The organism is Nocardia blacklockiae (genome assembly GCF_015477355.1).
Taxonomy (GTDB): Bacteria; Actinomycetota; Actinomycetes; order Mycobacteriales; family Mycobacteriaceae; genus Nocardia; species Nocardia blacklockiae.
In genome coordinates this window covers 541539-559935 of record NZ_JADLRJ010000005.1, presented here as the reverse complement: position 1 = coordinate 559935, position 18397 = coordinate 541539, and the positions used below count along the sequence as shown (strand labels likewise).

Annotated in this window: 20 protein-coding genes; 9 read left to right on the top strand and 11 right to left on the bottom strand. The window is 71.5% G+C overall.

The window, feature by feature from the left end; all coding sequences use genetic code 11:
- Nucleotides 1-51: 51 nt before the first annotated feature.
- On the bottom strand, nt 52-663 hold the full coding sequence (locus tag IU476_RS18820) for a hypothetical protein (RefSeq protein ID WP_195101807.1): 612 nt from the start codon (nt 661-663) through the stop codon (nt 52-54).
- Nucleotides 664-1099: 436 nt separating this feature from the next.
- On the opposite strand from IU476_RS18820, the gene IU476_RS18815 reads away from it, so the two are divergent.
- From IU476_RS18815 to IU476_RS18800, 4 genes are all read left to right on the top strand, one after another.
- Nucleotides 1100-1477 carry a rhodanese-like domain-containing protein gene (locus IU476_RS18815; protein WP_195101804.1) on the top strand — a complete coding sequence of 126 codons (378 nt, stop codon included), beginning with the start codon at nt 1100-1102 and terminating at the stop codon, nt 1475-1477.
- A gap of 52 nt (nt 1478-1529) precedes the next feature.
- Nucleotides 1530-2579, top strand: a complete 1050-nt coding sequence (locus IU476_RS18810) for a DUF4328 domain-containing protein (RefSeq protein ID WP_195101803.1) — start codon at nt 1530-1532, stop codon at nt 2577-2579.
- Complete coding sequence (locus IU476_RS18805) at nt 2576-3343, top strand: glycerophosphodiester phosphodiesterase (protein ID WP_195101801.1); 768 nt, start codon at nt 2576-2578, stop codon at nt 3341-3343. Before IU476_RS18810 ends, IU476_RS18805 begins: the two co-directional genes overlap by 4 nt.
- A 66-nt stretch (nt 3344-3409) precedes the next feature.
- Nucleotides 3410-4336 carry a DUF5926 family protein gene (locus IU476_RS18800; protein WP_195101799.1) on the top strand — a complete coding sequence of 309 codons (927 nt, stop codon included), beginning with the start codon at nt 3410-3412 and terminating at the stop codon, nt 4334-4336.
- Between the two features lie 64 nt (nt 4337-4400).
- Here IU476_RS18800 and IU476_RS18795 read toward each other — a convergent pair whose 3' ends face one another.
- The 5 genes from IU476_RS18795 to IU476_RS18775 all read right to left on the bottom strand — a co-directional run bounded on the left by IU476_RS18795 (nt 4401) and on the right by IU476_RS18775 (nt 8625).
- Nucleotides 4401-4949, bottom strand: a complete 549-nt coding sequence (locus IU476_RS18795; RefSeq protein WP_195101798.1) for a ferritin — start codon at nt 4947-4949, stop codon at nt 4401-4403.
- 171 nt (nt 4950-5120) lie between these two features.
- A complete protein-coding gene (locus IU476_RS18790) occupies nt 5121-6293 on the bottom strand; it encodes an LCP family protein (RefSeq protein ID WP_195102067.1) in 1173 nt (390 codons plus the stop codon).
- Nucleotides 6294-6547: 254 nt separating this feature from the next.
- Nucleotides 6548-7342, bottom strand: coding sequence for a CPBP family intramembrane glutamic endopeptidase (locus IU476_RS18785; protein WP_195101797.1), 795 nt, complete (start codon nt 7340-7342; stop codon nt 6548-6550).
- A 30-nt stretch (nt 7343-7372) separates the two neighbouring features.
- Nucleotides 7373-7798, bottom strand: a complete 426-nt coding sequence (locus IU476_RS18780; RefSeq protein WP_195101796.1) for a nuclear transport factor 2 family protein — start codon at nt 7796-7798, stop codon at nt 7373-7375.
- A gap of 65 nt (nt 7799-7863) precedes the next feature.
- Nucleotides 7864-8625: a DUF2470 domain-containing protein gene (locus tag IU476_RS18775; RefSeq protein WP_195101795.1), complete on the bottom strand. Its 762-nt coding sequence runs from the start codon at nt 8623-8625 to the stop codon at nt 7864-7866.
- A gap of 99 nt (nt 8626-8724) precedes the next feature.
- On the opposite strand from IU476_RS18775, the gene IU476_RS18770 reads away from it, so the two are divergent.
- Genes IU476_RS18770 through IU476_RS18760 form a run of 3 tightly spaced genes read left to right on the top strand, consistent with a single transcriptional unit; the run spans nt 8725 to nt 10843 of the window.
- A complete protein-coding gene (locus tag IU476_RS18770; protein ID WP_195101794.1) occupies nt 8725-9144 on the top strand; it encodes a hypothetical protein in 420 nt (139 codons plus the stop codon).
- Between the two features lie 50 nt (nt 9145-9194).
- Nucleotides 9195-10115: a prephenate dehydratase gene (pheA, locus tag IU476_RS18765; RefSeq protein ID WP_195101793.1), complete on the top strand. Its 921-nt coding sequence runs from the start codon at nt 9195-9197 to the stop codon at nt 10113-10115.
- Nucleotides 10112-10843, top strand: coding sequence for a histidine phosphatase family protein (locus IU476_RS18760; protein ID WP_324194122.1), 732 nt, complete (start codon nt 10112-10114; stop codon nt 10841-10843). The genes pheA and IU476_RS18760 overlap by 4 nt, the downstream gene beginning before the upstream one ends.
- A 14-nt stretch (nt 10844-10857) precedes the next feature.
- On the opposite strand, the gene IU476_RS18755 is transcribed toward IU476_RS18760, so the two are convergent.
- From IU476_RS18755 to IU476_RS18735, 5 genes are all read right to left on the bottom strand, one after another.
- Entirely contained in the window at nt 10858-11697 is an 840-nt protein-coding gene (locus IU476_RS18755) for an ESX secretion-associated protein EspG (RefSeq protein WP_195101791.1), read from the bottom strand.
- Nucleotides 11694-12896, bottom strand: coding sequence for a PPE domain-containing protein (locus IU476_RS18750; RefSeq protein ID WP_195101789.1), 1203 nt, complete (start codon nt 12894-12896; stop codon nt 11694-11696). Before IU476_RS18750 ends, IU476_RS18755 begins: the two co-directional genes overlap by 4 nt.
- A gap of 55 nt (nt 12897-12951) precedes the next feature.
- Nucleotides 12952-13275 carry a PE family protein gene (locus IU476_RS18745; RefSeq protein WP_195101787.1) on the bottom strand — a complete coding sequence of 108 codons (324 nt, stop codon included), beginning with the start codon at nt 13273-13275 and terminating at the stop codon, nt 12952-12954.
- A gap of 168 nt (nt 13276-13443) precedes the next feature.
- Nucleotides 13444-13797: a metallopeptidase family protein gene (locus IU476_RS18740; protein ID WP_195101785.1), complete on the bottom strand. Its 354-nt coding sequence runs from the start codon at nt 13795-13797 to the stop codon at nt 13444-13446.
- Nucleotides 13798-13823: 26 nt separating this feature from the next.
- Nucleotides 13824-14969: a septum formation family protein gene (locus IU476_RS18735; protein ID WP_195101783.1), complete on the bottom strand. Its 1146-nt coding sequence runs from the start codon at nt 14967-14969 to the stop codon at nt 13824-13826.
- A 99-nt stretch (nt 14970-15068) separates the two neighbouring features.
- On the opposite strand from IU476_RS18735, the gene serS reads away from it, so the two are divergent.
- Both serS and IU476_RS18725 read left to right on the top strand, forming a co-directional pair.
- The gene (gene serS / locus IU476_RS18730) at nt 15069-16331 is read left to right on the top strand and encodes a serine--tRNA ligase (RefSeq protein ID WP_195101781.1); all 1263 of its coding nucleotides are present in this window, start codon (nt 15069-15071) and stop codon (nt 16329-16331) included.
- Nucleotides 16332-16469: 138 nt separating this feature from the next.
- Nucleotides 16470-18332 (top strand): putative bifunctional diguanylate cyclase/phosphodiesterase, encoded by a 1863-nt coding sequence (locus IU476_RS18725; RefSeq protein ID WP_324194121.1) that lies wholly within the window; start codon nt 16470-16472, stop codon nt 18330-18332.
- Nucleotides 18333-18397 lie beyond the last annotated feature (65 nt).

Genomic DNA, 18397 nt, shown 5'->3' with positions numbered 1-18397 from the left:
GGATTCCAATGGCGGCCCGGCGTCCCACGGAGTGGGCGGAGGAGTGCTCGGTTACATCGGCGGCGCGACGTCCGGCAGCATGGTGCGCGGGTCGCACGCGTCGTGCGCCTTCCACCAGCGGCGGCCGCCGGCGACGAAATCGGCCGGCGGCACGGATAGGCCCTCGGCGGTCTCCACCTCCACGCCCTCGAACCACACGCGCACGTCGAGTTCGCGCGGGTCGATGCCCTCCTGCTGAGAGAATTCCAGGACGTGCGTGGCCGGGCGGTCGCTCACGGTGGTGTCGAAGCTGAGCAGTTCCCGCCACAGCGACCAGCCGCTGTCGTCGACGTCGATGAAATCCCAGCCGTGCAGCGCGCCGCCGCCGAAACCGGCGATGGCCTCGCCGAGCGTGTCCAGGGTGAGCGGGAAGATCTTGGGCTCCAGGTCGTCCCACTCCTGTTTGCGCAGCGAGGCGGCGACCCGGCTGACGCCCGTCAGGGTCAGGAACACGCGGCGATCCTCGGGCGGCGGGCCCTCGGCCGGAAGGGTGAGCACCTCCAGTTCGAGTCGTACGCGCGCGGCCGCAGTGTCCACCGTGACGCCGAGGCAGGTGGCCTCCGCGAGGGCGGTATCCAGTCCGGCCGCGTCCAATTCGTCGAGTAACCCCCTGCTCGCGTCCATGGTCCAAGGCTACCGATCCGACCGGGCAGAGCCCGGGATTTCGGTTTTCTCGCCGGTGTTGTCGTTTTTTCGGAACCGAGGGGAACCGGACGCCCGGATGTTCCGTCCAAGTACTTGTCGGGATCGCGCCGCGGATCTCGGGAACATGCTGACCTGCGGCGCGGTCCCGCCTCGGCGGCGGGCGACCGCTCCGGGATGAGGAGGGGAGTCTCGGATCGGTCGCCCGCGTGCTCGCGGGCGGGAGTCCTTTCCGCTACCTGTGGATCAGGTTGTGGATTATGTGGATAACTGGGCATACGGGTATACGCGGCCGACGGCCCGGGGTGGCCGACAGGCTATGCCGGAGCGGAACAGACCGGATGTCCGGTAGCGGTTGCCCACCGGCAAGAACACTCGGACTCCGCACCCGCCCCGCGACCGTGGCAGGATCGAGATCGTGACGAGCCCCGAAGTTCCGTCGGTGCCGGTCGACGAAGTACCCGCCGAGTTCGACGCCGCCCGGTCCGGTGCGGCGAGCAACCCGCCCGCCGCGGCCATCCTGCTCGACGTCCGCGAGGACGACGAGTGGCGGCTCGGCCACGCGCCCGGCGCCGTGCACATCCCGATGGCCGACGTGCCCGCGCGGGTCGACGAGCTGGACTACGACTCCGAGATCTACGTGGTGTGTCGGCAGGGCGGCCGGTCCATCCAGGTGGTGCAGTATCTGACGCACGTCGGCTTCGACGCGTTCCACGTGGTCGGCGGCATGGTGGCGTGGCAGAGTTCCGGTCGGCCGCTGGCGAGCGCGGACGGGGACGAGGCGAAGATCTACTGATGGCGCGATCCACCGAAGGCTTACGGCATCCGAGGAGAGGGGGAGGCGAGCGGTGAGTACCGTCGTGCAGCCCTGTGCCCGCTGCGGCGCGCGCTGGGCGGTGCAGGGCAGGCCGAACCATTGGTGCCCGCGCTGCCGCGGTGTGCTGCTGTCTCCCGCGCCGGTCGACGCGCCGGCCGAGCGCCGCAACTATCGGTGGGTGGCCCGGCCGCCGGGCCGGCACCCGCGCGACGGTCGCCCGGTCCGCTCGGCACCCCCGTCGCTCGCGACGCCGCACTACCGCGAGATGCCGCGCTGGGGCCTGCGGGACGAACCCGTGCGCCCGGTGGCGGCGAAGAACGGGCGGTTGGCCGCCTTCACCGAGCGCCGCGACCGGCTGATCATCACCACCGGTGTGCTGTTCGCCCTCGCCGCGCTCGCCGAACTGGTCCGCTACCTGGTGCTGCTGCACAATCGCACCCGCCTGATCCATCCCGCGGCCCTGCTGGCCTCCGACACCGCGGTCTACGCGACGGCCTGCCTGGCGCTGGTCAGCGCGCTGGCCGCCGCGATCGCGCTGATCGGCTGGCTCGTCGAGGCGCGCCGGGCCGCCTACGCCAGCGCCGGCCGCCGCGATCCCCGGTCCCCGCGCGTGCTGTGGGGCGGCTGCCTGATTCCGGTGGTCAATCTGCTGTATCCGGGCGTGTTCCTGACCGAACTGACCGAATTGCGCGGCGGGGACCCGAGAGTCGTGCGCGCGGTGCGCGTCTGGTGGGGCGCCTGGGCGCTCAACGGCGCGATGGTGCTCGCGTCGCTGTGCTGGCGCACCGCCGATTCGCTGCAGAGCCAGGCCGACGGGGTGCTGTTCACCGCCTGGACCGATCTGGTGGCCGCCGCGGTCGCCGGGCTGTCGCTGTGGCTCGTCCGGCTGCTCGACGGCCTGGACCTGCGCGGTCGCGTCCGGTTGCCGAAGCGGTGGGTGGCCTCGGTGGGTCCGGCGGTGCCGGTGATCGAGCCGGTGCATCCCGCCGAGCGCGCGGCCGGCCCGGCGGTCGGGAAGAATGACGATTCCGATTCGGCGTCCGGTGCGGAGTCCGAGCACGAGGAGGTCATGGCGCAGTGAGTCGAGACAGTCGCGCACCCTTCGTGGTGGCGCACCGCGGTGCCTCGGGCACGCGCCCCGAGCACACCCTGGCCGCCTACGAACTCGCGCTGCAGGAGGGTGCCGACGGTGTCGAATGCGATGTCCGGCTGACCCGCGACGGCCACCTGGTGTGCGTGCACGACCGCACCGTGGACCGCACCTCCTCGGGCACCGGCCTGGTGAGCGAGATGAGCCTGGACGAGTTGCGGGAGTTGGACTTCGGCGCCGACGGCGCGGCCGCGGAGGTGCTGACCCTCGGCGAACTCATCTCGCTGGTGCTGGACTGGCGCAGCCGGCCGACCAAGCTGTTCATCGAGACCAAGCACCCGGTGCGCTACGGCGCCCTGGTCGAGGCGAAGGTGCTGGCCGAACTGCAGCGCTACGGCATCGCGACGCCGGCCTCGGCCGACCACTCGCGCGCAGTGGTGATGTCGTTCGCCGCCACCGCGGTGTGGCGGATCCGGCGCTCGGCCCCGCTGCTGCCCACGGTGCTGCTGGGCGAGTCGTCGCGGTACCTCGGCGGCAGCGCCGCGACCACGGTGGGCGCCACCGCCGTCGGGCCGTCGGTGAAGACCCTGCGCGACCATCCCGAACTGGTGGACAAGGCCGCCGCCGCGGGCCGCGCCACCTACTGCTGGACCGTGGACGCCGCCGAGGACGTGAAGCTGTGCGCCGAACTCGGTGTCAGCTGGATCGCCACTAATCATCCGGGCCGCACGAAGGCCGTGCTCGCCACCGTGTGAGGCGCGCCGCCCGAACGGGCGTGCCCGTGCCGGGGTAGCGGATCCGACACGGTAGGTTCACCGTTCGTGGGTAAGTCGAAGCGCAACAGTCCCAAGCCCGACAGTAATCGGGCGCAGCGTCTGGCCGAACGTCGCGCGGCGCAGCAGCAGGCCGCGCAGGCCTCGGCGCGCCCGTTCGCCGGCCTCGCCGCCGAATGCGATCTCGTCGCGCTACGGGAGTTCGTGCCGTCGGCGACGGCGACGCTGAAGCTGGCGCCCGGCGTGGCGGCGGAACGTCCCGTCACCCTCGCCACCGTGCTGCCCGGCGCCGTGGCCGCGCTGGTGCGCGCGGGCGACGAGGCGACCGGTTTCGTCGCCGCGCAGGTGCAGCACCAGTCCGACGACCCGGCCGCCGATCTGGCCGCCGCCGTGCTGTGGACCCAGGGCGCCGAGCCGGGCGAGTCGCTGCAGGCGGCCGCCGCGTCCGGCGCGGCTACGGTCCCCGCGCTGACCGAGGTGCTGGACCCGGGCGCGAGCCTGGACCTGACCGTGCACCAGAACTTCGACTGGTGGGTGCCCGCCGGCGTGACGCCCGAGCCGCAGGTCGCCGCCACGATCGAGCAGGCGAACCAGGCGATCCTGCCGTCGGATCGGCTGGAGCTGGGCGCCGACGCCGTCGGCGCGGCCTGGTGGGTCGACGCCGGCGAGAAGGCGCACCTGCGCTGGGTGCGCCCCGAGGACGAGGACGCCCTGATGCTGGCGCTGGCCCGGGTGCACGCGGCCGGCGGGCTGCACCTCGGCGAGGGCTCGCGGTTCGCCGGCTCGTTCCGCACGCACGGCCTGCTGGTTCCGGTGTTCGACCTGGATCGCGAGCGGCACGCGAACGAATGGGTCGCGCCCGCGGCCGAATTCGGTGCCCGCCTGGCCGCGGCCCTGGCCGCCGACGCGCCGCTGACCTCCGACGAGCGCCGGTCCCGCGACGGCCTGCGCTCGCGCCAGGTCACCCTGCGATAGCGAAAAGCTCGGCTCCGCATGGTTTTCCACGCGGAGCCGAGCCTCGCTCACCCGGTGCGGACGGTCAGACCGAGCCGCCCGCGACGTGCGGGGCGCCCGAGGCGTCGCTCGGCGAGCTCATCTCGCGCGCGACGAAGTTCTCCAGGTCGAACAGGTTGGTGCCGGCGCGCTCGGTGACGGTGAGCAGCGTCGTCATCCGCGCCACCTCCTCCACCTGCTCCTTCAGGAACCACTGCATGAACTGCTCGCCCAGGTAGTCGCCCTCTTCGCGGGCGGTGCTGGCCAGCTGGACGATCTGATCGGTGACCGTCTTCTCCTGCTGCAGCGCCAGTTCGATGGGCTCGCGCACGTTCTGGAATTGCGACTTCGCCCCGTCGACGCCGGACAGTTCGATGCTCATATCCCGATCGAGGAAGTACTGCGCGATCATCATCGCGTGATTGCGCTCTTCCACCGACTGCTTGTAGAAGTACTTCGCCAATACCGGAAGATCGGCATTGTCGAACCACACCGCGATGGCGATGTACTGATGTTCGGCATTGAATTCGTGCCGAATCTGATCGTGCAGCAAGTGGTGGAACTTGCTGCGGGGAGGCTCGGGGTGAGTGGACATGGCAGCGACATTAGTGCTGGTTATCGGCCGTGTCATCCAAGTGCACCCTTATTGAGCGCGACCTAAATGAGGCAAGTATTGCCTAATGTATCGCTATTCTCTCCGGCTATTTCCGGTGCTGCCCGATCGGGTTTCGGGAATTCGCGCCGAGAATAGGAGGTGCCGCTCGACCTATTTTGTGATCAGATCCACAGGAACCGGCTGGTCCGCCGCCAGCGCGTCGAAGAATCGGCCCGCCCGCTCCTTGTCCCACAGCAGCACATTGCCGCTGCCGGACACGTCGTCGAAGCCGCCGATCGGGACCGTGGTCGACACCGTGTCGCCGCGCAGCGCCCAGCCGAGCCGGGCCAGATCCCAGATGTGGTCGCCGTTGTCGACCCGCAGCGAGCCGGACAGTCCCTGCGCCAGCGGCCACAGCCGGAACGGGTTGACCAGCGTCCCCGTGCTCGTCGCCTTCTGTAGCAGCGCCGAGAGGAACAGCTGCTGGTTGTGCATGCGGTCGAGGTCGGCGCGCGGGGTGGCGCGGGTGCGGACGAAGCCGAGGGCCTGGGCGCCGGACAGGTGCTGGCAGCCCTCGGGCAGGTCGATGCCCGCGAGCGGGTCGTCGATCGCGTACGGCAGGCACATGTCGATGCCGCCGACCGCGTCCACCATGCCCGCGAATCCGCCGAAGCCGATTTCCGCGAAATGATCGATGTGCAGGCCGGTGACCGTCTCCACGGTCTGGGTCAGCAGTTTCGGGCCGCCCGCGGAGAACGCCGCGTTGAGTTTGTCCCGGCCGATGCCCGGGATGGGCACGTAGGAGTCGCGGGGCAGGCTGACGATGGTCGCGCCGCCGGACTTCGGGACGTGCACCAGGATGATCGTGTCGCTGCGTTCGCCGCCGGCGTCGGCGGTGTCGCCGGTGGACAGCTCGCTCTCCTGATCCGCGGTCAGTCCCAGTCGGCTGTCGGATCCGGTCAGCAGCCAATTCGTGCCCGGGGTGTCGCCGCCGCGGCCGCTGTAGTCGGCGAGCGCGTCGACGCGGTGCAGCGAGCGGTCCAGGTAGACCGCGGCCGCGATCGGGGTGAGCACCAGAATCAGCAACAGTGCCAACAACCAACGGCCCCAATGCCTTTTGCGCCGTATTCGCGGTTCGCGCGGCGGACGGTCGCGGCGGCGGGCCGGTGCGGCGGGCGGTGGTGGCGGTGGCGGCTCCCGGTACGGCACCGGGCGTTGAGTGGGCGCGTGCGTGGGCGGCGGCTCGGCGGGGCGACGCGGGCCCGAGCGGAACCGGGGCGGCGGGTTGCCGCCGGGCGGCACCTGCGACCAGGCCAGCGGCCGGTCGGTGGCGTCGCGGCGCATCACCTGGGTGGGTTCGATCGGGGGGCGCCGGGGTGGTTCGCCGCCCGGGTGCCGCCGATTGTCCGGATGCGGCCGGGCCGTCCGGGTCCTGGCGGCGGCACCCGGCGCGTCCGCGCGTACTGCTGGGGGTCGTCGCCGTTCATCACCGAGATGCTACTGACCCGGCGGGCTCCCGGGTTCATCTCGAGTCGATGACGATGCTCACGGTGACCACCGACCACGCCGCCGTCGGCGTGTCGGGACGCCACCCGAGGTCACGGCAGCCACGAGACGTGCCCGTGCAGCAGCGTGTAGCCGACGTACGCGACCACGTCGATGGTGGCGTGCGCGAGTATCAACGCCCACAAGCGGTTCGCGCGCTGCCAGTACCCGCCGAACACCAGTCCCATCACCACGTTCCCCAGCCCGCCGCCGAGGCCCTGATACAGGTGGTAGCTGCCGCGCAGCAGGGACGAGGCCAGCAACGACCTACGCTCCGACCAGCCCAGGGCTCGCAACCGCGTGATCAGATAACCCACCACCAGAATCTCCTCGGCCACCGCGTTGGCGATCGCCGAGAACACCAGCACCGGCAGCCGCCACCAGTGGTCGTGCAGCGAACTGGGCACGATGGTCACGCTCATGCCGAGCGCGTGCGCGACCAGATACAGCCCCAGCCCCGGCAGTCCGATGAGCGCCGCCAGCACCAGTCCCGGAACGACGTCCCCCCGCAGGCGAATTCGGGCCAGCCCGAGCAGCCGCGGCCCGATCCCGCTGCGCCACAACAGATACAGCCCGAGCGCGGCCCACCCGAACAGCCGCAACACCCCGAGCAACTGGAACAGCAGGTCGATGGCCGACTGCGCCGCCCGCGACGGATTGAGCGCCACACTCTGCCCCCCGACGCCGCCCGGCGCCAGCGCGCTCTCCAGCAGCGACAACGCCGCATTCGCGCCACTGAGCCCGAACGTGACGACCAGCACGACCGCGATCTCGATCCGCAGGGCCGTCCGTTCGCGGCCGTTCGCGAGTTCGGGCCGGAACGGACCGGAAGCAGCGGAGGACACCATGCCCGCCAATGTATGTGGGCGGCGGCACTCCTATGTCGTGGCGGGTTCGCCGAAGATCGCGCGGTGCCCGCGGGCGGTGTCCATGTACTCGCGCACCCGGTGGATCTGCCCGTCGCGCAGCTCGAAGACGAAGCAGTAGTCGTTGACGTAGGTGTTGCCGCCGGGGAGGGTCGCGCGCATGGTCTCCTCCACGATCACGCGGTCACCGTCGGCGTAGAAGCCGTGGAACTCGACCGCGACGTCGCCGACGAACAACTTTCCGAAGTCCTCGGCGAGGAATCGGGTGATGACCTCACGGCCGACCAGGTGACTGGGCCCGCCGAGCGCGACCGCGGTGGCGTTGCCGGCCGGGGCCAGCCACTCGGCGTCGGCGGTGAAGTACGGGGCGATCTGCGCGGCGTCGTGACTCGCGAACGCGCGCCACGCGTTCTGGATGATGGTCCGGTTGTCTGGCACGAGCACAGCGTAGGAGGCGGCCGAGGCCGTGGCTGGCGGAAATGAGACGAGGTCGTCGGCCGAATTCACATGTGGCGCATGCCGTGCAGGAACGGGCAGCCGGCGAGGATGCGGACGGCGCGGCTGAGGGACTGGACGTCGTCGACGGGGGTTTCGAAGGGGAGGCGGACGTCGTGGTCGCCGTCGGCGCTCTCGACCCGCAGGGTGACGCCGTAGCGGTCGATGGCCAGCGGGTGCACCGCGCCGCCGCGCAGCCGGACCGGCAGGTGCCGGGCGAGCTGGGCCACCACGTCGGCGTGGTCGGAGTCCATGTGCTGCAACCACGCCGACTCCAGTTCCCAGAACGGGTCGGGGCGGGCGGTGCGCAGTTGTTCGAGGCAGGCCGCGGCGGCGCCGCTGGAATCGGCCACCACCGCCGAGTCGACCACCACGCGCAGCAGCGTCGTGGTGTGCCCGACGTCGAGCAGCGCCGGGTGCGGATGCTCCTTGGCGACCTCGCCGGCCAGTGCGCGCTGGGCGTACTGCGGCACGGCGCGGACCCGGCCGCGCAGCCACACCAGCGAGCGCACCGGCTCGCGCAGCGGCAGCGGGGCCATGTCGGTGAGTTCCAGGACCGCGGGCGAGCCGAGCGGTCCCCAGGCCGCGGTCACGGCGGGGGAGTCGAGCGGCACCGCGATCACGGCGTCGCCGCTCGCGCGCAGGTGGTGCACCGTCGTCGGAACCGGGTCGGCGCCGGGCAGGGCCAGGACCGCGTGCTCGGCGTGTGCGCTGGCGCTGCGCACCCGCTCGGCCGTGGACGGGGCGGCGGTGGTGGTAGTGCGGGGCATGCTTCCTCCCAGATATCCGAACCCGGCGCGTATTAGGTAAACCTAAGCTAAGTGACCGCGACCCGGAGCGCAAGCGTTGCGATCGCTACGGTGGAAACCGTGTCGCACGAATCGAGTTCCGCCGCCGAGCCGGTCCTGGTGCCGTTGAGCGTGCCCGGCGTCGCCCGCGCGAGCCTGGTGGACGGTCTGGTCCGCGCCACCTCCGCGGCGACACAGGCTCCGCTACTGGACGGCAACGCCCCCGACGAACAGGTGGCGGCCTTCCTGGTCGGCGCCGCGCACACCGAGATCGGGTTCGTCGCCCGCACCTCGTCGGCGGCCCGCGCGCTGGCGATCATCGCCGGTACCGCCGCCGCGCTGTGCGGCGAGGACATCCGTGCGGCCCTGCGCGCGCCCGATGTCGAATTCCTGCGCGGGCTGCAGCCGCCCGCGGTGCAGGCGCTGCGCGAGGTACTGCTCGCCGTCGAGTCGGACACTCCCGACGAAGTGGCGCGCGGCCTGCGCGTGCTGGCCGGTTGACTTCCCACGAACTCGAAGCCCTGGCCCCGACTGTCGGTAGTGTCGTATCCGTGCCGCGTATCGCCTATTTCGGGCCGTCAGGAACCTTCACCGAGATGGCCCTCGCCCAGCTCGAGTCCGCGCAGCTGTTCGACGGACCGGTCGAGCGTCTCGCCGCGCCCAGTCAGGGCGCCGCGCTCGAACTGATCCGGTCCGGTGCGGCCGACGGCGCGGTGGTGCCGATCGAGAGTTCGGTCGAGGGCTCCATCTCGGCGACCCTCGACGCGCTCGCCGTCGGCCCGCGGCTGCAGATCGTGGCGGAGACCGAGCTGGACGTGGCGTTCACGATCGTCGCGCGGCCCGGGATCGAACTGTCCGAGGTACACACCGTCGCCGCCTATCCGGTGGCCGCCGCGCAGGTGCGCCTCTGGCTGGAGCGGCGCCTGCCGCAGGCACGGCTGTACACCTCCGCCTCCAACGCCGCCGCCGCGGAGGACGTGGTGAACGGCCACGCCGACGCCGCGGTGTCCACCGCGCTGGCGGGCGAGCGGCTGGGGCTGGCGACGCTGGCTTCCGGTGTCGCCGACCACGACCAGGCGGTCACCAGGTTCGTGCTGGTGACCAGGCCGCGCACCGCGCCGCCGCGCACCGGTGCCGACCGCACCTCGCTGGTGGTGCTGGAACTGGCCAACGAGCCCGGCGCGCTGATGCGGGTCTTCGCCGAATTCGCCACGCGCGGTGTGGATCTCACCCGCATCGAATCCCGGCCCACGCGCACGGGCATGGGCACCTACCGCTTCTACCTCGACTGCGTCGGCCACATCGACGACACCGCGGTCGCCGAGGCGCTGAAGGCGTTGCACCGCACCGCCGGTCGGCTCCGCTACCTGGGCTCCTGGCCGGCGAGTTCGCCGAGCGGCACCCCGCCGCCGCCGGACGAACCGGCGTCGGAGTGGCTGAAGGATTTGCGAAAGGGGGTCGCGGACCTGTGACCGAGACCGTGGAGACCGGCGCGCCGTACCGAGCCGGGAAGTTGATTCTGGTGCGGCACGGCGAGACCGAGGGCAATGTCGCGAAGGTGCTCGACACCCGCGTGCCCGGCCTGCCGCTGACCGAACGCGGTGTGGCGCAGGCGAAATCGTTCGGCGCCGCGCTGCCGGTGCCGCCCCGCCGGCTGTTCAGTTCCCCGGCGCTGCGCGCCCGCCAGACCGCCGGTCACATCGAGTCGGTGACGGGTGTGCCCGCGGAGGTGCTCGACGGCGTGTACGAGGTGCAGGTCGGCGACCTCGAGGGCGCGGGTTCCGATGCGGCGCACCGGCTCTTCCAGGACGTGTACCACCGCTGGCACCACGGCGAACTGGAGGCGCGGCTGCCGGGCGGCGAGAGCGGCCAGGACGTGCTCGACCGCTATCTGCTCGTGCTGGAACACCTGCGCCTGACCTATCTGACGCCCGGCGACCTGCACGAGGAGGGGGACATCCTGCTCGTGAGCCACGGCGCCGCAATGCGTTTGGCGGGGCGGGTGCTCGGCGGGGTGGCGGCGCCGTTCGCGACGAACAACCACCTCGACAACACCGAAACCATCGAACTGGTCCCGCAGTACGCACCCACCGGCGGTGTCGAGGCCGACTTCCTGGGCTGGGAGTGCGTGCGGTGGGGCCGCTACACCCCGCCGTTCGACACGGAGATCGAACCGACCGCCGACGACCCGATGGGCTGAGCCGCCGGGCCGCCTCAGGTGCCCAGCGGCGAGACGTTGCCGTGCGGGAAGTCCTCGCGCAGCGGCATCGAATTGATCAAGTCCTGCAACGCGATACGCAACCGGGCCGCGGTGCCGGAACTCAGCGACGACCACTTCACGTCGTCGTCGGAGATGCTGGTGGTCGACAGGAACCGGCCGTGGCGGGTGTTGAACACCGAGATGTGGGTGGGCGTGAAATCGCGGGTGCCGTCGCCGTAGATCACGCCGATGATCTCGGCGGCGGACTCGATGTCCACCAGCGCCGCGGCCAGGGTGGCGGCGTCGTGGTCCGGCTTGCCGATGGCGGCCAGCCGCCGCGCGGTGGCGGCGCTGTCGCCGGTGTCGCCGAGGATCGGGGCGAGTTCCTCGGTCGGGGCGTTCATGCCGTACAGCTCGAGCGCCTGCGCCGGGCCGAGCGCCGCGATCACCGTGCCCGGCAGGTCGGGGCCGGCCTCGTCGACGACGAAGGTGTCCTGCCCGCGCAGGACGACGACCTCCAACTCGTCGCCCTTCGCGATGCACAGCCGATTCACCTGTTCGGCAACGATCCAGCGCATCTCCAGCGCCCAGTGCGGCCGGTTCAGCGCGCGCATCCGCTCCGCGAGTTCCGGCACGACCTCGCCGCCGGTCACCAGCTCCCGCTCGGCGAGCGATCGGGCGGCGGTGTCCATGGCCTCGGCGTAGGTGACCTCGTTGTCGTAGTACCGGTTCGCGGCGAGCACGACCGGGATGTCGGTGAGTTCCAGCTGCTGCTGAAGCAGCTGGAACTCGTGGAACGACAGCACGACCGCGTCCAACATCGACGGCCCGTGCCCAGCTCCGAGCACCGTCACCTAGCGCTCTCCGCGGGGTCGCCACCGATGACCCCGGGCGCGATGACGCCGCCCTGGCCGAAGTGGTCCCCCCGCAAGTAGTCGTTGCCCGTGGGCTGCGACTCGTCCTCGTCGTCCTGTGCCTGGTGGCCCAGCAGCGGATTGCCGCCGACACCGGCCGGGCGGCCCGCCGCGGGCGTGCCCAGCTGGCCGGGAGCCATCGGCTCGGCGGTGGCCGTGCCCGTCGCGCCGCCCGCCGGACCGGCGCCCAGGGCGCCGCCCGAACCCCAGCCCTCGGGCAGCTTGAGCGAACCGGCGTTGTTGCCGATGCCCACGGTGGAACCACCGGAGAACGACACCGCGCGGGTGGCCGCGGTGAGGCCGCCGACGCTGCCGACCGCGCCCATCGAGGACATCATCGGGGTGGCGAAGCTCGGCACTCCCGAACTGGCGTGCACGGCCGAGGTGATCGCGGTGCCCGCGACATTGCCCGCGGTGCTCACGCCGCTGGCGGCCATGGAGGCCGCCGACTGCGCGGCCTGGGTGGCGGCGTTCAGCACGGCCGGGTTGCTCGCGGCCGCCTGCGCGGCGGCGATGGTGGCCTGCAGCGGGTCGCTCGGGGTGGCCTGCAGCGTCGCGCCCTGGGCCGCCTGGCCGCCCTCGGCGGCGGACCCGGCGCCGGGGACGATCGGCGGCGGCTGCAGGAACTCGCCCGGGGTGGTGACGATGGCCGTGGTCGCGGCCTCGTAGGTCTCCATCACCAGCGCGGCGCGCATGTCCATGGCGACGCGCGCGGCCTCGGCCGCCGCGAAGCTGCCCGTGGCGATGCCCGGCGGGGTGTGCGCGGCGACCACGGCGGCGTTGGTGGCCGTGATCTCCGGCGGGCTCGGCATGGCGAGCGCGGCGACGGCGTAGGCCGTCGCGTTGCCGGCCGCCTTGGCGCCCATGGTGGCGGCCATGGCGGTCTGCTGGCCGGCCCAGCCGAGGAAGCCCGTCAGCTTGCCCAGCGCGGCGAGACCACCGAGACCCTCCATGCCGACGCCCAGCTCGGCCATCGTGCGGGCGACCGTGACGCCGGCCTCCGCCCAGACCGCGGACAGCGCGCCCCACGCCGTGCCCGCGGCGCTGATCGGGATGGCGTGCGCGCCGCTGTGCAGTGTGGCGCAATTGATCTCGGCGGGGCGAAGCTCCCAGATAGCCCCGGTAATCCCTGCAACCATGTTCGTTACTCCCCTGTACGGCTCTGAAGTCGCTGTGGTGTCGTGGAATTCGGGGCTAGGCCTGGATGGCCGCGCCCACCGCGGCCACGCTGGCGGCCTGGATGCCGTCGTCGGCGAGGAAGCTGGCGCACTGCATGCGCAGCGTGTGCGCGGCATGGTGCAGCTCCAGCGCGCCCTGCGCGACGGCGCCGTCGTGGGTGGCCGCGGCGTGGTTGAAGTGACCCGCCGCCAGGAGGGAGACCTCTTCGCAACCGGAGGGCAGGACGTGGGTTGCCGGGCCGCTCAGCGCGGACGCCGCTACCAGGCGCTCGGCGAGCAGGTCGAGCTCCGTCGCGGCGGCGAGCATCAGTTCGGGCGAGATGAGTACGTGGCCAACCATGACTCGAACTCCTTCTAGTGGCGGCTGTGCGACAGTCGGGCCGGCAGCTGCCCGCCCTTCGGTGGAACCACGAGAATTCCCCCTACGAGTTGATTGGACGCGACGGCCCGCGCTCCGGTTCCCTCGAGTCCAAAGTTTCTTCGGCTTGACCCGCTTCGCGGGTCAAGACTAGCCCCATCCCAGCTCATGCAGGCGGTCTTCGTCAATCCCGAAGTAGTGGGCAATCTCGTGGATCACGGTGATCGCGACCTCCTCGACCACCTCGGATTCGCTGTCGCAAAGGTCGAGCAACGCCTCGCGGTAGATCGTCACGGTGTCCGGCAGCGCGCCGCCGTACTGGCTGTCGACCCGCTCGGTCAGCGCGATGCCGTGGTAAAGCCCCAGCAGCCCAGGGTCTTCCGGGTGGCGCGGCTCGATCAGCACCACCACGTTGTCGATGGCGCGGGCCAGTTCCGGCGGGATCAGGTCGAGCGCTTCGCCGACCAGTTCCTCGAACCGGTCGTCGGACATCGTGACCGGCATTCAGCGCCTTCCCATTCCGCGCCCGCCTACCGGGGTCGCGGCGGCGCCGGGGCGGGCGCGGCGCCCGGCAGCGGTGTCGGCGTGGAGCGGCCGTCGCTCGGCGGCGGCACCGGCGCCTGGCCGTCGATCAGCACGTCGCCGCGGGCCGAGCCGGTGATGGTCGAGAAGCCGTCCTGAGAGCCCTTGCCCACCAGGCAGTTCAGCTTGTGGCTGCCGACCAGCCAACTGCGGGTGTCGAGGTTGTCCCAGAACAGCGTGAGCGTCTTGTTGATCAGCGCGTCCTGGCCGCCGAGGTAGTCGCCCGCCGCGCGGGCGCACTCGTCCTGCATGAACTTGTCCTGGTCGGCGTTGTTCGGCGGGCCGCCGGTGAAGTGCGTGCCCAGGTCCACCACCGACATCACCTCGTAGGCATGCGGTTTGGCGCAGTCGACCGGTTCGTTGGTGGGCAGGCTCTGGTTGATGCCGATGCAGGTGCCGGACTCGAAGGTGCGGGACTGGTCGCTGTCGCGGACCCGGCCGGTGGCCTGCTGGGTGGCGTTGCCGGTGGCGCTCACCAGCTGCAGCCCGCAGCGGATGGTGCGATCGCCGTTGCGCCAGCCCGGTTCGCCCGGGTTGATCATGCCGACCACGAAGCGGCCGCGCGGGTCGAGATGCCCGCCGAGGTAGGCCGCGGCGGCCGGGGTGCAGTGCTCGTCGCGCAGTTCGGCGAAGCGCAGCGAATCGGGAAACCGTGAGCCCGGCCCGAATTCGCGGCCCGGATACCGGCTCAGGTCGATGTCGGCGGTGACCTCGAACAGGTGCTTGTCCGTGCAGTTGACCTTGGTCAGGTCCAGCGTCTTGGCGTTGGTCCAGGACAGGCAGTCGCCCGAGCGCGCGCTGCCGAACGCGGTGTTGGCCCGTCCGCCGAGTTGCGGTGCGGCCGGGTTGTGCGCCTCCAGCCCGTGCGGGCTGCGGAAACCGGAGATGAACATGGTGACCAGCGCGGCCAGCACCGCGCCCACCGCCACCGCCAGCAGGCCCCATCGCAGTTTGTGCGCGGGCAGGTGCAACCGACCGACCGCGGTGCGCGCGGTCGCGGACCTCTTCGCGGCGGCCCGCCGTGCCGCGCGACCCCCCGCGGCCGGCGGCGGGGTCTCGGGCTCGGGCGCCTGGGGCGCGTCATCGGTGGACATCGCGCTCCATCATGACAGCGCCCGATCGGACCCGCCACGAGCCTCCCGGACCTCGGCCCGGTCGCGCGGCGCGTCGACCAGGTTCTAGGCTGGCTACCCATGATCGACCTCCGATTCCTGCGCGACGATCCGGACGCGGTGCGCGCCTCCCAGCGGGCGCGCGGCGAGGATCCGGGGCTGGTGGACGCCCTGCTCGCGGCCGACGCCGCGCGCCGCGCCGCGGTCGCGACGGCCGACGGCCTGCGCGCCGAGCAGAAGGCGCTGGGCAAGAAGGTCGGCAAGGCCTCGCCGGAGGAGCGGTCCGCGCTGCTGGCGAACGCGCAGGAACTGGCCGCGAAGGTGAAGGAGGCCGAGGCCGCCGAGGCCGCGGCCGACGCCGAGCTGGAGACCGCCCAGCGCGCGCTGTCGAACGTCGTGCAGGAGGGCGCCCCGGCGGGCGGCGAGGACGATTTCGTGCTCCTCGAGACCGTCGGCACGCCGCCCGAATTCGACTTCGCGGTGAAAGACCATCTGGAACTGGGCGAGTCGCTCGGCGTGCTCGATATGGAGCGCGGCGCCAAGGTGTCCGGCTCGCGGTTCTACTTCCTCACCGGCTACGGCGCGCTGCTGCAGCTCGGCCTGCTGCAGCTGGCCGCGCAGCGGGCGGTGGCCAACGGCTTCACCATGATGATCCCGCCGGTGCTGGTGCGCCCGGAGATCATGGCTGGCACCGGTTTCCTGGGTCAGCACGCGGCCGAGGTCTACCACCTGGAAGAGGACGACCTGTACCTGGTCGGCACCTCGGAGGTGCCGCTGGCCGGCTACCACTCGGGCGAGATCCTCGACCTCGCCGACGGTCCCAAGCGCTTCGCGGGCTGGTCCTCGTGCTTCCGGCGGGAGGCCGGCAGCTACGGCAAGGACACCCGCGGCATCATCCGGGTGCACCAGTTCGACAAGGTCGAGATGTTCGTCTACTGCAAGCCCGAGGACGCCGACGCCGAGCACCGGCGGCTGCTGGGCTGGGAGCGGGACATGCTCGCCGCGATCGAGGTGCCCTACCGGGTGATCGATGTCGCGGCCGGGGACCTGGGCAGCTCGGCGGCGCGCAAGTTCGACTGCGAGGCCTGGGTGCCCAGCCAGGGCACCTACCGCGAGCTGACCTCCACCTCCAACTGCACCACCTTCCAGGCGCGGCGGCTGTCGGTGCGCTATCGCGACGCCAACGGCAAGCCGCAGATCGCGGCCACCCTCAACGGCACGCTGGCCACGACGCGCTGGATCGTCGCGCTGCTGGAGAACCACCAGCGGGCGGACGGCTCGGTCCGGGTACCGGCGGCGCTGGTGCCCTTCGTCGGCCGCGAAGTCCTGGAACCATTGCGGTAGCTGATGATTCGCGGGGGTGGGTATTCCGGCGCACGTGCGGCCGCACGTGCGCTCGCGACCGCAGAAATCGGCGACTTTGCCCGCCGATTCCTGCCGATGTGACTACTGCATGGGACAACTGTGTCTAGGCTAGGCAGCGTGCGAGGAATCGGGTCCCGCGGCGATACCCGCACGCGGGTGCGGACGGCGTCGGCGCTGGCGACGGCCATGGTGATGGCTCGGACCACCGGTGCGTTCTACGTGATGGGCGGGGTACTGGGCCTGCTGATCACCGTCGTGGCCCCGGGTGACGAGGGCAATCGGCCGCTGGTCGGCATCGCGGCGGTCATCGCGCTGCTGCTGGGGGTCAGCCTGCTGATCTGGGGTCCGCGGCTGCCGCACTCGATCCACCACGTGTACGTCGCGATGGCGACCATCCTGGTCACCGTTGCGGTGCACTGGTTCCCGAACACCGTCGGCGGCATCAGCCTGGCGGCGTTCTACGTCTTCGTCGCCTGCGATGCCGCGATCTTCTTCGCCTGGCAGTGGGTTGCCGCGCATGTGCTGTTCGCCGTGGCGCTGTGCCTGTGGGCGGTGCCCTCGCGCGGTCTGCCGTGGTGGTCGGGCATGATCCCGGCGGGCGTGACGGTGGGCGCGGGCATCGTCGTCGGCATCCTCACCCGGATGGCCTCCGACGCCGATATCGACGTGCTCACCGGGCTGCTCAACCGCCGCGGTTTCGACCGCGCCCTCAACACCGCGATCGCGCACGCCACCCGCACCGGGCAGGGGCTGGCACTGGTGCTGGTCGACCTGGACCGCTTCCAGAAGATCAACGACCACCTCGGCCACCGCGCGGGTGACGCCGTGCTGCAACGGGTTTCCGACACCTGGCAGAAGCTGCTCCAGCCGGGCCAGCGGCTCGCCCGCTACGGCGGCGACGCCTTCGCGCTGCTGCTGCCCAACACCACCGAGCAGGCCGCGATCCTGCTCACCGAGCAGCTACGCGCGGCGGTGACCACGGGCTGTTCCGCGGGCGTGACGTCCTGGCAGCCGGGCGAATCCGGCTCGCTGCTGGTGAGTCGCGCCGATGTCGGCCTGTACCGGGCCAAGCAGGCCGGCCGCAACCGGACGGTGCTGGAGTCCTCGCGGCAGCTGCCGCTGGCGGTGGAGTTGCGCGAGGCCATCGACAAGGGCGCCCTGGACGTGCACTACCAGCCGATCGTGAGCCTGTCCGAGGGCGGCGGCAAGGCGGTCGGCGTGGAGGCGCTGCTGCGCTGGTCGTCGAGCGCGCAGCCGGATGTCACCACGGAGGGCCTGATCCGGGTCGCCGAGGAGTACGACCTGATCTCCGATCTGGACGAGCTGGTGCTGCGCCGCGCCTGCGCCGACGCGGCCCGCCTGCAGGACACCTTCGCGCAGCTGGATCTGACGCTGAACGTCAACGTCAGCGGGCTGGAACTGGCCGAATCCGATTACGCGGACCGGGTTTCCGGCATCCTCGCCGACACCGGCTGGCCCGCCGACCAACTGGTCCTGGAGGTCACCGAGAGCGAGCTGGCGGCCGAGTCGCAGACCGCCATCGCCAATCTGCACCTGCTGCGCGAGCGCGGCGTGCGGATCGCGATCGACGATTTCGGCACCGGCTACTCCTCGCTGAGCCGCCTGGCGACCATCCCGAGCGACATCCTGAAGGTGGACCAGTCCTTCGTCGCCGCCATCCGCTCCGACACCCCCGCCCCGCCGCTGCTCGGCGTCATCGCGGCGCTGAGCAAGTCGCTGGATCTGCAGGTCATCGCCGAGGGCGTGGAGACCGAATACCAGGCGGCGGTGCTCACCGAGCTGGGTTTCGCGCTGGCGCAGGGCTATCACTACAGCGATTCCCACCCGGTCGCGGAGCTGATCGACGACCTCAACGACCGCCACGGCCTGGTCGGCGCGGCCGCGGACCGGGAGTTCTCCACCAACGGCTGGGTCCCGGTCGACAACCCCTTCGATACGGGGACGACAGGCAAGAACTGAGCCGCACATTCCGCCCGGTCGTGTGAAAGCCGCCCGCAGGGGGCAAACGCACTGCATGGCGGAAC